Origin of the sequence: Thermotoga sp. 2812B, assembly GCF_000789335.1 — a bacterium.
Classification (GTDB): Bacteria; Thermotogota; Thermotogae; order Thermotogales; family Thermotogaceae; genus Thermotoga; species Thermotoga maritima.
The window spans coordinates 1022700-1038946 of sequence record NZ_CP003408.1 but is presented as its reverse complement, the minus strand read 5'-3'; the positions used below and the strand labels follow the sequence as shown (position 1 = coordinate 1038946).

General features: G+C 45.7%; 10 protein-coding genes. 4 read left to right on the top strand and 6 right to left on the bottom strand.

Translation table 11 applies throughout. From position 1 onward, the window contains the following. From T2812B_RS05125 to malE, 6 genes are all read right to left on the bottom strand, one after another. A complete protein-coding gene (locus T2812B_RS05125; RefSeq protein WP_231556561.1) occupies nt 1-654 on the bottom strand; it encodes a cache domain-containing protein in 654 nt (217 codons plus the stop codon). Nucleotides 655-736: 82 nt separating this feature from the next. After that, nucleotides 737-2179, bottom strand: coding sequence for an alpha-glucosidase AglA (gene aglA / locus T2812B_RS05120; protein ID WP_008194353.1), 1443 nt, complete (start codon nt 2177-2179; stop codon nt 737-739). 134 nt (nt 2180-2313) lie between these two features. Next, nucleotides 2314-3735 carry a cyclomaltodextrinase gene (aglB, locus tag T2812B_RS05115; protein WP_008194351.1) on the bottom strand — a complete coding sequence of 474 codons (1422 nt, stop codon included), beginning with the start codon at nt 3733-3735 and terminating at the stop codon, nt 2314-2316. After that, a complete protein-coding gene (locus tag T2812B_RS05110; protein ID WP_038050932.1) occupies nt 3732-6233 on the bottom strand; it encodes an ABC transporter permease subunit in 2502 nt (833 codons plus the stop codon). Before T2812B_RS05110 ends, aglB begins: the two co-directional genes overlap by 4 nt. Next, the gene (locus T2812B_RS05105) at nt 6230-7963 is read right to left on the bottom strand and encodes a DUF4896 domain-containing protein (RefSeq protein ID WP_008194346.1); all 1734 of its coding nucleotides are present in this window, start codon (nt 7961-7963) and stop codon (nt 6230-6232) included. Before T2812B_RS05105 ends, T2812B_RS05110 begins: the two co-directional genes overlap by 4 nt. A 76-nt stretch (nt 7964-8039) precedes the next feature. Continuing rightward, entirely contained in the window at nt 8040-9218 is a 1179-nt protein-coding gene (malE, locus tag T2812B_RS05100; protein ID WP_008194343.1) for a maltose/maltodextrin ABC transporter substrate-binding protein MalE, read from the bottom strand. Between the two features lie 579 nt (nt 9219-9797). Between malE and T2812B_RS05095 the strand changes: the two genes are divergently transcribed. From T2812B_RS05095 to pulA, 4 genes are read left to right on the top strand one after another with little or no spacing between them, the layout of a single operon-like run. Beyond that, the gene (locus T2812B_RS05095) at nt 9798-10451 is read left to right on the top strand and encodes a hypothetical protein (protein WP_008194341.1); all 654 of its coding nucleotides are present in this window, start codon (nt 9798-9800) and stop codon (nt 10449-10451) included. A gap of 10 nt (nt 10452-10461) precedes the next feature. Beyond that, entirely contained in the window at nt 10462-11604 is a 1143-nt protein-coding gene (locus T2812B_RS05090) for a hypothetical protein (protein WP_008194339.1), read from the top strand. A gap of 15 nt (nt 11605-11619) precedes the next feature. Beyond that, nucleotides 11620-13644: a glycogen-binding domain-containing protein gene (locus tag T2812B_RS05085; protein ID WP_008194338.1), complete on the top strand. Its 2025-nt coding sequence runs from the start codon at nt 11620-11622 to the stop codon at nt 13642-13644. Nucleotides 13645-13661: 17 nt separating this feature from the next. After that, nucleotides 13662-16193, top strand: a complete 2532-nt coding sequence (pulA, locus tag T2812B_RS05080) for a type I pullulanase (RefSeq protein WP_039454540.1) — start codon at nt 13662-13664, stop codon at nt 16191-16193. Nucleotides 16194-16247: the final 54 nt, after the last annotated feature.

Genomic DNA, 16247 nt, shown 5'->3' with positions numbered 1-16247 from the left:
TTAACACCACAACAAACCTATCCCCCTGAAGGGGAATAGCTTGCGTGGTTGGGGTTCTGTCACAGTTTCATGGTTATCAAAAGAATGAGGAAAATTACTCAAAAGTCTCTCCAGGAGTGTTTCAACAGATATCACACCGGTCACGTTTCCCTCGTCGTCCGTGATCACCTTGCTCACGGAAAACAAAAGCTCTTTTGTTTTGAACTCCCTGTAGGGAATCCCACCGGTGGGTTTAGGTCGGGATTCGAGGGCGGCTCTGTACCAGGGTCTTACTCTTGGATCGTATCCTTCTGCGGGTTCGTAATCGTTGATCAGAAGAAGTCCATTCTCGTATCCCGAGTACAGATAGTATATATCTCTGTCTGCCTCCTGGAAAATTCTGTAGATTTCCAACACTTTTCGTCTTTCCTCATCGGTCAGATAAGGTGCATATCGTACTTCAGGAATGCGGCTCAAAACATCAACAACATAGAATTTTCTGAAATATCCGTTTATGAAGGACGTCACAGTATTGTTCACGTTTCTTATGAAATCACGGGCAGTTTTTATTCCGGAAAAGTAAAGCTGAAAGATACTCAGAACACATATCACAACAAATGCAACGATAAGAGCTATTGTTATCTTCCAGAAAAGTTCTTTTTTAAGAGAACTCATCTTTTCCCCCACTATCTTCTTTGGATTTTCCAACACATTATATTATACATAAAGGGGCCTTTCAGGCCCCTTTCAGATCCTTTCATCTCTTCAGATAATGTTTCCGCATCTCTTCGTTTTCTGGAAGTGCGAGGATCTCCTCGATCACCTTTTCTACCTGTTCATCGCTCTTTGTCCTTGGATCTCTGTAGAGAAGTTCTTTTATGATCCTTATGTCACCCGTTAGAAACGCCTCCAGAGCCATTTCCATCCTCATGATTCTGGGTCTCAGGTAGTACTTGACCACGCGATCTGGAAGCGGTGGTTCGATCTTCTCGGGATGGATTCCGTTCTTGTCCACAAGGGCTGGGACTTCAACAACCACGTCATCGTCTATTCCGTGAATGATACCTTTATTTGGTATGTTCACCACGAATCTTGCCTTGTTATCGTTCAGCAGCGCATCGATGAATGGGATGTGCTGCTCTCCACTCTTTCTTTCTGGATCGAGAATTTTCTCCACTTCGAGCACAAACTGCTTTTCTGAGAGGTCTTTCCCCAGAACACTTCCAAGGTCGGAGAGCCTCACGGACGGATTTTCTTTGATGAACTTTGCCACCTTCTTTGTGATCTCCGTGACCTTTCCAAGCGTGTCTTGGTACCATTTCCAGCCTATTTCAGAATCTGCTCCTCCCCAGGGTTCACCGTACCACTTCTTCTTGGTTTCAAGATCCCTGTGGTACCTCCACGAAGAGTTTCTCACGGTGTCACCGATGGGCATCACACCGTAGAATCTGTACATGTCTATCGCGGCGGGAGAGAGCTGGTCGTTGAAGGGGTTCTCTGGTTTCCAATCTTTTGATTTTTCCTCGATCCACTTGTCAAGGAGGGGATACGCGTTCCCCCCGTTGTATCTGAACCTATTCAGCCAGATACCGTGGTTCACTCCTGCGACCTGCCAATCTACTTTTTCTTCTTCCAGCCCCAGTTTCTCTACGATCTCCATCACGCCGTAGTGTCCATGGCAGAATCCCACTGCCTTTATGGGAACCGTTCTTGTCACAAGGGTTGTTCCCTCGAAAACGGGGTTCGCTGCCTGCAAGTACCAGGCTTTTGGGGAGAGCTTCTCTATCTTCCTTGCTATGTCAACGAAGTACTTGAGCTGGTTGTAGTTGGAGAAGGTGTAGTAGTCGGAGACCATGTTAAACTCCTGAGCGTCTATTCCTCTGTAGTAGCCGTATTTCTCACCGATCTGTCTGACCTTCTCCAAGTAGGTATGGCCACCCACCATCGCTGTGTTTATCACAAAATCCGCGTCGATGATGACGTCATCTAAATTCATGGTTTTTTCGAATTTCAGATCCGCTCCCACTTCTTCAACGTATTTTTTCGCGATGGTCAGAATAGCGTCGAGTCTTTCTTCGTCGATATCCATGAGGGTGACCGTGCTGCCAGAGAGTCCCGGCGTTTTGCAAAGATCACTCACAAGCCTCAGAGAAAACACCGCGCTCCCCGCACCGATGATACCGATCTTCACAGATGGCATAAAAACACCTCCCTGTATTTCGTATCCACCAGTTACAACTATATACTTTCCGAACGTTTTTTCCATGAATTCAAACGCTTCTTAAAAAATTAAAAGGCTGGCCGGAAGCCAGCCGGAATCTTCAATGAATTTTTTCAAACTCTCTTGTACAATCTGTACTTACCCACTCTCAGATCCTCGGGCTTGAGAATTCTGAAAGATCTCGCTGGAAGGGGAAGCTTCACAACCCCGCCGTCAACGTGGAATCTTTCTCCGCTGAACACATCGACAAGGGGAGTGGTGTTCATGATTTTCCCGTCGGGAATGGAGAGAACCAGCACCTTCTCTTCTCCTGAATTCACCACCACGATGGTGTTTTGAAGAGGATGAGGAGCCTTTCTGAGAAACGCGAGAGGTGAGTCGTTCAGCAAGACAAACTCTCCAAAGCGCAAACCTGGATCCGTCCTTCTCAGTCTGATCATCTTCTTGTAGAACTCGAACAGATCAACATCCCATTTCTCTCTGTTCCATTCCATGGTGGCACGACACTCTGGATCTTCTCCACCTGTGAGACCTATCTCTGTTCCATAATAAACAAGTGGAACACCGGGATAGGTGAACTGAAGAACTACAGCGAGCTTTCTCAGGTCTCTGTCGGGAACCATTGTGGCGAGTCTCGGGGTGTCGTGACTGTCAAGCATATTCCAGCAACCGAATATGTTCTTCGTCTCCCTGTAAGCTCTTTCCAGGTGAAAACCTATGGAATCCGTCTCGCCGTTCACATAGCTCAGCACGAGGTTTCTGAAGTTGTAGTTCATCAGACCATCAACCATATCCCATCCTGCCGGGTAAGTCCATATCTCACTCACGAGGTACTTTTCCGCTGAGAACTCTTTCACTTTCATGTTGATCCACAGGTTGACGGTAGGTCCAAGATCGTGGCCACAATCCAACCTCCAACCGTCTATCCCCAGTTTCAGGTAGTGCTCGACAACTTTCAAGATGTATTCCTTCACTTCCTCAACTTCCACGTTCAGTTCAGGAAGGCTTCCAACGTCGAACCACGATCTGTGCCTATCTTTGTAAAGGAAAAATCTGTTCACGTACTCTGGATCGTTTCTCTTCGCTTTTTTGAACCACGGATGCTGACTCCCAACGTGGTTGAAAACACCATCGAGTATGAGTTTCATATTCCTCTCATGGAAAACCCTCAAAAGATGGAGAAAAGCCCTCTTCCCACCGAACTGTGGATCCACTCTGAAGTAATCGATTGTGTCGTATTTGTGATTGGTATCAGACAAAAAGATAGGAGTGAGGTACAGAACGTTGATTCCGAGTTCTTCAAGATAATCGACTTTCTCGGCTATTCCCCACAGATCTCCTCCGTAGAAGACCTTCACATGCTGAGCACCGGGAAGTTTGCGGGGAGGAACTCCCCACTTCTCTATGATTCCTCCCCGCTTCAGGTACAGATCCTTTTTGTCTTCCACCGTTTTTCCCTTTCCGATGAAAAATCTATCTGGAAAGATCTGATACACGACACTGTCGTAAACCCAAGACGGCATCGGGTACATCATCCTTTCACCGATCCTTTCGTGAGTCCACCCACTATGTACTTCTGGAGAGACAGGAAGAGTATCACCATTGGCGTCATACCAAGAAGAGCTGCGGCCGTGAAGAGGCCCCACTCTGTTTCATAAGCACCCGTTGAGAACGTCCAGAGACCGAGAGCGTAAGTGTAGTTTTTCACGTCCTGAAGGATGATCCTCGCAAGGACGAACTCGTTGAACGTCCCGATAAAGGTGAGTATCACTATGACTGTGAGGATAGGAAGCGCGAGTGGAACAACTATCTTGTAGAAGGTCTGGAATCTGGTTGCACCGTCGATCATAGCGGCCTCTTCGAGAGACGAAGGAATGGTGTCGTAGAATCCCTTTATGAGGTACATGTTGTAAGCTATGTTGCCGAGATAAGCAAATATCAATCCTCCGAGAGAATCCAGTCCCAAGAATGGAAGGAACTGACCGATGAGCTTCAAAAGACCGTATATTGCAACCATGTACATGATGGCTGGGAACATCTGAATGAGAAGAAGAGCCATGATTCCGTACTGCCTTCCCCAGAATCTCATTCTGCTGAACGGATAGGCCGCCAGGGCACAAACAGCCGTGGTGATGAGTGAAACAAGGCCTGCAACGATCACCGAGTTCATGACCCATCTGAGGAAGTAATGCTTTGTCTTCTGCTCCCATATCTGCGCGAGCCTGTAGAGATCTCCATCGATCTTTTTGAGATCGGACTTCAATTCCTTCAAAGGAATGGTGTCTATCAGAGTTCCCGCCTTTCTCGAAGCCACTGCTGTGTTCGTGAGAACTTCTTGAACGAAGTTCATCTTCACAAGGTCGTACAGCATTTCAAGGTGCTCAGAGGAGACATAAAGTCCTTTGAAGGAAAGATCAACAAGATTCGAATAACTTCCTTTGAAGTCATCGAGGATATTTTGAGCGTTTTCAACGATTTCCACAGCGTTTTTGTAGCCCGTTTCTACCCTTTTGTTCAGATCTCTGTAGTCTTCTATCCAGGAGAGCTTCGCTGCCAGTTTTCTTATCTTTCCGATGAAATCGTCTCCTCCGTATTCCGACACATAGCTACTCACAAAGTCCTTGAGAGTCTTGTATATCGAGAGAAGCTTTATCTGCGCAGCGCTGTTGAAAGATTTCATATCTTCGAGAGAATCAATTCTGCTTTGGATCTGATAGCTGAAGATCTTGAGATCCAGATACATCTTCGCCGAAGAAATTTCTTTCTCTTTCTCAGAGAGGGAGGATTTCACTCTGTTCATACTATTCTCCAGACCATCGAGTTTTGCTGTTAGTACCACGATTTCGTTTTCTATACTTTTCAAATCCTTTATCTTCTGAACGAAATCGTCAATTCCGTCGCTCACTTTCTCTACGATTCCTTCAACAATAGGAACCGTTTCTTCAAAGGATTGAACGAAGCTTCCATAGAGGGCTTTTTTGGAAATGTCACCATCTTCGCTTACCACATTCTCTATCTCTTCTAAAGAACTCTTCATGGCAAATATCTTTTCTGAGAGATCCGAAAGATCAGAAAAAGCAGAGATCTTGTCGTAGAGAGTGTTGAGTTCAGACAGAAGTTTTTCGAGTGAAGATTTCAATCTTGAGTCTTCATAAGGAAATGTAGCTTCCACTTTGCTGCTCCTGATACTGTGCACCATTTCCTTGAGTTTGAGGAGAACCTCGCTCACGGGATCGATATCGGGCTTCAAAACCTCGAGTACTTTTTGTTTTTCCAGGATTTCTTTCTCAAGGATTTCCTTCTGTTTCTCAAGAGTAGCTATTTCTCTCTGAAGAGTTTCAATTTCATCGTTAAGTTTTTCGATCTCTTTCACGAACGTTCCTACTTCTCTCTCATAAACCAGTCCAAGTTTGGAAAGGGCATCATTCAGAACATCCTGATTCTCAACGCTGTAACCCACTACTTTTTCTATTTCGGCCTTCATAGCCTGAAATTCAGCACTTCTAAAGTTTTTGCCTTTCAATTTTTCATAGAGTGCAACAGCGATCCTCTGTGAATCAGGCAATGGGATTTTCTCCATCTGTTCTTGAGTCAATTTCTTTGCCTCTTCCAGAACATCTTTCGTGTAAGACAAAACATCGGAAAAATTCTGAGAAAGAGTCTTTTCTATTTTCGAATTTCTCGCATTGACATCTTCCAAAAGTTTCTTCGTTTCGGCGAGGTAATTTTCGAATCTTCTAATTCGATCTTCAACGAGACGATCCGTTTTCTCTCTGGAAACGTTATCAAAAGGTTCTACCCTGGAAACAAGACTCTGCATCTCCTGTATGAGAACGGGAAGGTTTTTCTCAGGTGCCACCAGATCTTTGTAGTGCTGAAGGGTGAGACGAGACGAGAAGAGTTTCGGGGAGAAAGCCGCCTCATCCCTTCTGAAAGAAGTAGAAACAACCCAAACGATGGGAAAGAGAACCACAACAACGAGAAGTGTTAGAAGAACATATGTGAGCCATCTATTCTTTTTCCTCACCATCATTCGCTCACCTCTTCAAACGCCCCAGAGAGTTTGAAGTTCACAAAGCTGATTCCTCCAACGAGGAAGAATATGATGATGGATATAGCGCTGGCAAAACCGAAGTCCTGTCCTCTTCCTCCTTCGAACGCAAGTTTGTAAACGTAGGAGATCAGAATGTCTGTATGACCAACGGGAGTCGTGGTTCCGGCCATCGCAGGACCTCCACCGGTGAGCAGATATATGTTCACGAAGTTGTTGAAGTTGAAAGCGAAACTTCCGACCAATAATGGAGCCACAGTGGTCATCAGAAGCGGAAACGTGATAGTCCAGAACCTTCTCCACCTTCCAGCTCCATCGATCGCAGCGGCTTCGTAGAGCTCCTCTGGAATGCTCTGCAAAGCTCCGAGTGAGACGGCCATCATGTACGGAAATCCCAGCCACGTGTTGACGGTGAGAACTGCGACCTTCGCCCAGAACGGATCGTTGAACCACTTCACCGGATCCAATCCCAAGAACGGAAGAACAAATCGGTTGAGAATTCCATAAGTCTCGTTGAACATCCCGTTTCTCCAGACGAGAACGGAAATGAAAGCTGGCACAGCCCATGGAATAATGAGTAACGTCCTGTACACGTTCTTTCCCTTCAGTGTTTTATCGTTCAGAACAAGAGCGAGGGAAAGACCTATCGCGAACGTTAAAAGAACACTGAGAGCAGCCCAGGTGAACGTCCAGGTGAAAACCTTGAAAAAGGGACCTGTGATCTTCGGATCAGTAAATATCCTGGAGAAGTTCTTGAAACCAATGTATTCCATGTATCCAATCACGAAAAATTCTCTTCCATTTTCGTCGTAATCGTAGAAAGCACCTTCCCTTTCAACGAGATGCCTTCCAGTGAGATTGTTCTTCACCACAAGTTTCATTTTTATCTTTCCGTTTTCGATGGACTCTTCGAAAGCCAGAGAATAAAGCCTCTTCACCGGATAAAAATTCCACTCACCGTTTTCACCTATTCTGAACATGTAACTCTGATCCTCGAGCCAAAACTCTGCCCTGTTGAGATACTTCTGAACCACATTTACCTTGAAGAAAGGTTCGTACCTCTTCAGGGAAACCTCTTCAGGTGAGTAAAGCGGTTTGTAAATTTTACCGTCTGAATAGACGGCGTTCACCTCTTTTATGGAAGCGGGCCAGGGGACTATCTCATAAACCTTCCCATTCACTTCGGCGGTTCCATCCTTCACGGGAAAGAGAGTTGACTCTCTCAAAAGGACCTCTTTCCCACTCCTCTTTGTGACAACGGGGCGCTCCGCAATGTAGATGTTCCCATCTTTCTCGAAGAGAACAACAAAATCCTCGGTAGGATTCAAACCGTTGAACACGGAGAAAACCATGTATTCAACAGGTTCAGCGCTCTCTGGAACATAAGTGTAATTCGGGTCGAAAAGAATTCTCTCGATGGCCTCTTGTTTCGTCATGAGGTGTCCTGTTCCATAATTGGTGAACGCAACTTTCACCGTGAAGTATATGGGATAGAGAACGAGCACAAAAAGTAATATCAAAGCGGGAATGGTGTATCTGTAAGGATAAGCCTTCGGGTTGAAGATGAAGTAATCTATGAGTACGAGAAGCGTGAGAAGAACGATTCCAAGTTCATAATAAGAATTTTGAAGCAGGAAAATTCCTGCCCAGACCATTCCTGCGTTGAATACGGCAAGAAACAATATCAGAAAGATTTTGAGAAGCCCTTTCACAGCGATCAGACCTCCCTGAATTTTTAAAAGAGGGGGAAAAGTCCCCCTCTTCTTTGACTAATGATAGCACTTCGAATTATTTTTCTATCTGTGCCTTGATTTTTTCCACAGCCTCTTTGAGAGCATCTTCGACACTGGCCTGTCCGTTGATAATGATGCTGAGAGCGTCTCCCATGGCAGACCAGACAGGAGCCATTTCCGGCACGTTTGGCATCGGTGTTCCCATGGAAGCACTCTGGGTGAACGCAACAACATCGGGATTGTCTTTGACGAGTTCAAGAACATCTTTTCTCGCAGGAAGCCTTGGATCTGCGAGGTATATCTTGTACATGGTTTCTTTTCTCGCAATGAAGTTCGTGAGAAATTCCATAGCGATCACTTTGTTTGGAGACTTGGCATTGATCATGAATCCCTGAACACCAACAAACGGTTTGGCAGGAACACCCGGCTCGAGCTCAGGAATAGGAGCGACTCCGTAGTTTATACCTGCATCTTTGTAGGATTTTATAGCCCACGGTCCGTTGATGATCATAGCTGCGAGACCTTCTTTAAACATGGAATCCATAGTTCCGTAGTTGTCACCCGGGGTGAGAACACCTTCATCGATCATTCTCTTTATGAGTTTCGCACCTTTGACTGCTCCTTCGTTCGCGAGTCCAATGTCTGTCACGTCGAGTCCCTGGGGTGTTTCCTTGAAGACGTATCCTCCGTAACCCAGGATGAACGGCGCAGAGAAGTAGAAGTTAGCAACATCGTAGATGAAACCTCTGACTTCTCCTCCGTACTCCTCATCTATCTGTTTTGCTTTTTCTATGAGCTCGTCCATGGTCTTAGGAACAGAATCAACGTAGTCCTTGTTGTAGATGAGAGCAACCGCTTCCATGGCGTACGGTACTCCGTAGAGTTTCCCTCCGTAAGAGAAAGCCTTGAGAGCTGTGTCGTAGAAATTCTTTAAGTCAGAGAAGTTGGGGATGGGTTCGATCAAACCGTTAACGGCGAGTTCTCCTATCCAGTCGTGCGCTCCAACAATGATGTCTGCGCCCTGTCCCTGCGGAGCCGCCGTTAGGAATTTGGATTTGATGCTTCCAAAATCGACGTACTGAACTTCGACGGGAATTCCGTACTTAGCCTTGAATTCTTCCCCGAGTTTCTGGAGAATGTCAACCTGCTTTTCAGAACACCAGATAGTGAGCTTTGTCTGAGCTAACATTAGAGCAGAAACCACAACAAGCATTAAAACGAGCAGTCTCTTCACCATGGACACCTCCTTTAGATTACAAAGAGTTTCAAAGAGTTTACTGTCAGAAAATTCACAAAATGTTTCACTAAGGATTTTAACACCGATTTTTCGTGGTGTCAATCTGGATTCGAACTGGAGATTTTCAATTACTCATCAAATATTCCATTCAGAGATGTCGAAGTTCCGTTAACCATATTGACACGTTATGAATTGAGTGTTAATATAAACAGACGGATTTGTGTTAATTTATTGATCATGGAATGTTTTGAAAAGAGGAGGAAAGGTTGTGAAAAAGTCCTTTTTATTGATTGTTCTAGCTTTTTTATTCTTTGTCACCTCCTGCTTTCAAACGTCCGTGAGTCAATCTTCAGTTTCGAGTGATCCACATTCAAATAGCACAAACACAGGTGATTCAACTTCCGTTTCTAGTAACGTTGAAGAAGCAAAATACCCCGTTGTCTACGAAATATTCATTCGCTCTTTTTACGACAGCGGATGATTTTGCGGTCAGTGACAACTCAGGTGATGAATGGAGTGACTCTGATACATTCACTAGTCTCTATGTTCTCAACGTGAACTGAGGGGGTGAGTATCTTGAAGAAGTTGATCCTTTCTCTTTTGTTGATCATGATTCTCTCTGGATGTATGACGCTGCTCAACATAAAACTACCGGATGGTGTTTATGTGGTTGGAAATTTCTCAAATGGTGTGCCGAATCCAGAGTACAAAATGGCGCTTCAGGGTGACTTCTACACCCTGGAGCTCCCTTCTTCTGCTTTGAACTTTGAAAACGACATTGCCTGGTATCAGGTTGTGGTTGTTGAAAACGGAAAACCGGTGAAGAACACTTCCGGGATTCCTCTTTGGAAGCAGCTCGTTGGAACCACCGTCACTGTTTATGCAACACCGAACCTGATGGAAAACGACACAGCAAAAGGAGTGGGAGACTCTGAAAAAGAAACGCCTCCCTGGTACTGTGCGGGAGATTTCAATAACTGGCAGCACGAAGAGATGACCTATCAGGATGGAAAATTCGTTTTGAACACAGGCTACTCCGTCTCCTACGGTGAAACGATAAAATACAAAATCGCAAGAAACACCGACTGGACTCCTTACGAGGAGCAGTTCGATGGAACCAGCTACAACGCTAGAGAAAATCAGGACGCTGTCTTCACCGCGGACAAAGACGGAACTCTCGTCATAGAATTCGATCCGAAAACAAGCACACTTCAAGCCTATGTGGAGTGAGGTGAGGAATATGAAAAAACTCGCTGTTTTGATAATGTGTCTTCTTGCGTTTTCTTACGTGTTCTCCTTTTCGCCAACGGGTTCTTTCAAGGTGGGTTACTCCTACGATCTGGAAAACCAGAGCGGATCCAGCTACACTGAGCTGTACCTCTCGGGGAACAGTCTTTCCGGTGAGTTCACAACCAAAGATTTGAGACTCGACTCCGGATACATCGCCCTCGATACAGATCTGGTGGACCTCAAGGCTTACTACAACAGAATCTTTGGATCTACAGGTGACTGGCTCGGAATCTACAGCTTCGACGATTCCAGAAACGGACTTGAAATCGAGCTTTTCGGTTTCAGAGGTGTGACCACAGGAGATGTTTCTTATCTCCAGTACCGAGGAAATCTTTCGAACTTCTACTTCAGTGCGATGCTCGGGAAACGCTCCACAGTAAACGACATGTACTTCGATTTCAACTGGGAACCAGACCTCAGGTATTTTGGAGAATTCGGTGTGAGTTATGAGAACGAGGAAAAGATAGGATCAAACAATTTCTTCTACATGTTTGGAATTTCAACCACGGACTGGAAACACGGAGTGAAACTCACCGGAGTAGGTTCAGAAACACACCTTGACTACTGTGACTACGTGAACGACAACGATCTCGAAGGTGAGATACTCGCGAACCTCTGGACGACATTCGGCGACTTCAAGCTTTGGTTTGATTACAAGTTCACATCGAAGATTCCCAAATACGGTGTCGAGTACTCTTCCGGTGATGTCTGGTTCAAGGCCTGGAAAGAAGGAACGAAATTCGATTCTGACATTCTCAACTGGGATGACTTCGGAATGGAAGTTGGAAAGAACTTCAGCTTCATCGGCTTCAATGGAAAGATCTCTTACAAGTTCGGCAAACCAGCCCACGATTCCACAAGCGCGATGGGTGAGGTATTCTACGCGGAACTGTGGAGAAACTTCGGCAGTGTCAACTTCTTCGCGAAGTGGCAGTATCTGAACACTCTCTACACAGAGGCGTACACAGCCTACTACGAGCTGAAGTTCACGGATGAAAAGTCCGAGTTCAAACTCTCTCTTGGCGATGGCGATTTCTCCAGCCAGATAAACTTCGTCAAGAAAATCTCTCTTGAATATTCGACGTGGTGGTAAGGAGGTGTCTAAGGTATGAAAAAACTTCTCATTCTCTCTGTGCTTTTGCTGAGTGTTTTCGTATTTTCTGATGTCTTTGTAGAAAACGGAAAAGTGGTTTTCACCTTCGAGTGGAAAGGAGCCAAGGTGGTGTACCTCGCGGGAACCTTCAACAACTGGAGTCCAACAGCGCTTCCAATGGAAGAGGTGGAACCCGGTCTTTGGAGAGCGGAACTTGAACTCAAACCAGGAACGTATCAATACAAATACGTGATAGATGGAACTACGTGGAAAGAAGACCCCAACGCACCCGGATACGTGGACGATGGTTTCGGAGGCTACAACGGAATATTCACACTGGTAGAAAAAGACGGACAGCTCTTCATCGTTGGTCCTCAGAAGAAAGAAAAATCAAAGAAATACGAGCCCAACCCCGACAGGGAAGACACCATTTTCATCGAAGATGGTGTAGTAGTTTTCAGGTACTACAATCCCGAAGCAGAATTTTTAACCATAGCTGGAAGTTTCAACAACTGGAACGCAGAAGAAATAGAGATGTACCCACTTGGAGACGGATGGTGGGAAGGAGTACTGGAACTTGGTCCCGGAGTGTATGAATACAAGTTCGTTGTGAACGGTGAAGAGTGGGTAACCGACCCCAACGCCTTCGCCTTCGTCGATGACGGTTTTGGAGGAAAGAACGGTGTTTTCGAAGTTTACGAAGAAAACGGAGAACTGAAGGTAAAATCTCCCATCGAGGAAACTGTCCAAGAAGAGACTTCAGAAGAAGCACCCGAAGTCGCTCAGCAAGAAACCGCAGAAGCCGAACTAGAAGAAGCTGAAAAATCCGAGCTGAAAGAAGGACTCAGCGTGGAAGACGGTTTTGTCGTCTTCGTTGTTAGAAAGCCAGAAGCTTCCGAGGCTTACGTTGCGGGAAGCTTCAACAACTGGAGCACCACAGCGAATCCAATGGAAAGAGAAGGAGACCTCTGGGTGGCAAGAATCAAGCTCAATCCCGGCACTTATCAGTACAAATACGTCTTCACAATAGTGGGAAGTCAGGTCTGGCAGGAAGATCCCAACGCACCTTCCTACGTCCCGGATGGATTCGGCGGAAAAAACGGCGCTTTCATGCTCTCTGAAGAGGATGGAAAACTCGTCATAAAACCTCTGGAGCAGAGTTCCGAGAGTGAGACTCCGTTCTTCGGGAAATACTCCATCGATCTGACTTACAAATACGCAACGGATACCTTCCTCAAATCTCTCGAAAGCTCCCATGAACTCACTCTCGGTGTAAAAACCGACTTCTTGAAAGCAACCTTGAATTTCAAACCGGAAGGCTCTTTCTTGGACAGCGCGAACATAAAAGTGGAAAAGGACGGTTTCGAGGTTTTCGGACACTACAACGTGGCATCTCTGGTGGAAGGGAAGCCTTACGAAGAATGGTTCGCCGAAACAGGTTTTGGTCTCGGTATTTCTTTCCTTTCCTACAAGTTCACAGCTGATGTCGCTTTTGACACAAACGCGGAAAAGGAAAGATTTTTGATAGGAGTTTCGGGAGAAAGTTTCGGTACTTACTTTGGAAGTAATTACTTGCTTGGGGTAGAAAAAATAGACCTCGCAGGCTTCTTATCGTTTGACTTTCTTGGAGCAAAAACAACCGTCTGGACTGGCCTGATCTTCGCCAAGCCCGTTCTTTACTTTGTGAACCTCGAAGTCGATTCGGACAACTTCGATGTCAACTACCTGTACTATGAAAAAACATCTTCAGAAGACAAAGGATTCCTCAAAGCAAGTGTTGAACTCTTCAACCTGGAACTCTACGGAGACTACAACTTCAACAATAAAACGTATACGGTAAGCGCAGGGTACGTTTTCGATGATACTTACGTCCTCGGAGTGGCCTACAGATACGGAGACTACAACAACTTCGAAAACGACCCCGACAAAATAACCGTCTTTGGGGAGCTCAGAAACGAATTCGCAAGCGCAAAACTTGGAGTAACTTACGACGCATACAAGAACATCTATCTGGATTTCCAAGGTGAAGTCAACTTCTGATTGCGAGGTGATCCAAGGTGAAAACTAAACTTTGGTTGTTACTTGTTCTCCTCCTTTCCGCTTTGATATTCTCAGAAACCACCATCGTAGTCCACTATCACAGATACGACGGAAAGTACGATGGCTGGAATCTCTGGATATGGCCCGTGGAGCCTGTGTCTCAGGAAGGGAAAGCTTACCAGTTCACAGATGAGGACGATTTTGGTAAAGTAGCAGTAGTGAAATTACCAATGGATCTTACAAAGGTGGGGATCATAGTGAGGCTGAACGAGTGGCAGGCAAAAGACGTGGTCAAAGACAGATTCATAGAGATAAAAGACGGAAAGGCTGAAGTGTGGATACTCCAGGGAGTGGAAGAGATTTTCTACGAAAAACCAGACACATCTCCCAGAGTCTTCTTCACACAGGCAAGGTCGAACAAGGTGATCGAAGCGTTCTTGACCAATCCCGTGGATACGAAAAAGAAAGAACTCTTCAAAGTCACCGTTGACGGAAAAGAGATTCCCGTTTCAAAGGTGGAAAAGGCCGATCCCACGGATATAGACGTGACGAACTACGTGAGAATCGTCCTTTCTGAATCCCTGAAAGAAGAAGACCTCAGAAAAGACGTGGAACTGATCATAGAAGGCTACAAACCGGCAAGGGTCATCATGATGGAGATTCTGGACAACTACTATTACGATGGAGAGCTCGGAGCCATATATTCTCCAGAGAAAACAATATTCAGAGTCTGGTCTCCCGTTTCTAAGTGGGTAAAGGTGCTTCTCTTCAAGAATGGAGAAGACACAGAACCGTACCAGGTTGTGAACATGGAATACAAGGGAAACGGGGTCTGGGAAGCGGTTGTTGAAGGCGATCTCGACGGAGTGTTCTACCTCTATCAGCTGGAAAACTACGGAAAGATCAGAACAACCGTCGATCCTTATTCGAAAGCGGTTTACGCAAACAGCAAAAAGAGCGCCGTTGTGAATCTTGCCAGGACAAACCCAGAAGGATGGGAAAACGACAGGGGACCGAAAATCGAAGGATACGAAGACGCGATAATCTATGAAATACACATAGCGGACATCACAGGGCTCGAAAACTCCGGAGTCAAAAACAAAGGCCTCTACCTCGGACTCACCGAAGAAAACACAAAGGGACCAGGCGGTGTGACAACAGGCCTTTCACACCTCATAGAACTCGGTGTCACACACGTTCACATACTTCCTTTCTTTGATTTCTACACAGGCGACGAACTCGATAAAGATTTTGAAAAATACTACAACTGGGGTTACGATCCTTACCTGTTCATGGTTCCAGAGGGCAGATACTCAACCGATCCCAAAAATCCACACACGAGAATCAGAGAAGTCAAAGAAATGGTCAAAGCACTTCACAAACACGGTATAGGTGTGATCATGGACATGGTGTTCCCGCACACCTACGGTATAGGTGAACTCTCTGCGTTCGATCAGACGGTGCCATACTACTTCTACAGAATCGACAAGACAGGTGCCTATTTGAACGAAAGCGGATGTGGTAACGTCATTGCAAGCGAAAGACCCATGATGAGAAAATTCATAGTCGATACCGTCACCTACTGGGTAAAGGAGTATCACATAGACGGCTTCAGATTCGATCAAATGTGCCTCATCGACAAAAAGACAATGCTCGAAGTCGAAAGAGCTCTTCATAAAATCGATCCAACAATCATTCTCTACGGCGAACCGTGGGGTGGATGGGGAGCACCGATCAGGTTTGGAAAGAGCGATGTCGCCGGCACACACGTGGCAGCTTTCAACGATGAGTTCAGAGACGCAATAAGGGGTTCCGTGTTCAACCCGAGCGTCAAGGGATTCGTCATGGGAGGATACGGAAAGGAAACCAAGATCAAAAGTGGTGTTGTTGGAAGCATAAACTACGACGGAAAACTCATCAAAAGTTTCGCCCTTGATCCAGAAGAAACTATAAACTACGCAGCGTGTCACGACAACCACACACTGTGGGACAAGAACTACCTTGCCGCCAAAGCTGATAAGAAAAAGGAATGGACCGAAGAAGAACTGAAAAACGCCCAGAAACTGGCTGGTGCGATACTTCTCACTTCTCAAGGTGTTCCTTTCCTCCACGGAGGGCAGGACTTCTGCAGGACGAAGAATTTCAACGACAACTCCTACAACGCCCCTATCTCGATAAACGGCTTCGATTACGAAAGAAAACTTCAGTTCATAGACGTGTTCAATTACCACAAGGGTCTCATAAAACTCAGAAAAGAACACCCTGCTTTCAGGCTGAAAAACGCTGAAGAGATCAAAAAACACCTGGAATTTCTCCCGGGCGGGAGAAGAATAGTTGCGTTCATGCTTAAAGACCACGCAGGTGGTGATCCCTGGAAAGACATCGTGGTGATTTACAATGGAAACTTAGAGAAGACAACATACAAACTGCCAGAAGGAAAATGGAATGTGGTTGTGAACAGCCAGAAAGCCGGAACAGAAGTGATAGAAACCGTCGAAGGAACAATAGAACTCGATCCGCTTTCCGCGTACGTTCTGTACAGAGAGTGAAAAGTTGTAAAATCTCAATGGTCAAGCCCCAGCGTGAGCTGGGGCTTTGAAACC

What these genes read in the sequence shown, in the direction of transcription:
- aglA (WP_008194353.1), bottom strand. Translation starts at nt 2,179, where the DNA reads ATGCCATCTGTGAAGATCGGTATCATCGGTGCGGGGAGCGCGGTGTTT.
- T2812B_RS05090 (WP_008194339.1), top strand. Translation starts at nt 10,462, where the DNA reads ATGAAAAAACTCGCTGTTTTGATAATGTGTCTTCTTGCGTTTTCTTAC.
- T2812B_RS05085 (WP_008194338.1), top strand. Translation starts at nt 11,620, where the DNA reads ATGAAAAAACTTCTCATTCTCTCTGTGCTTTTGCTGAGTGTTTTCGTA.
- T2812B_RS05125 (WP_231556561.1), bottom strand. Translation starts at nt 654, where the DNA reads ATGAGTTCTCTTAAAAAAGAACTTTTCTGGAAGATAACAATAGCTCTT.
- T2812B_RS05110 (WP_038050932.1), bottom strand. Translation starts at nt 6,233, where the DNA reads ATGATGGTGAGGAAAAAGAATAGATGGCTCACATATGTTCTTCTAACA.
- aglB (WP_008194351.1), bottom strand. Translation starts at nt 3,735, where the DNA reads ATGATGTACCCGATGCCGTCTTGGGTTTACGACAGTGTCGTGTATCAG.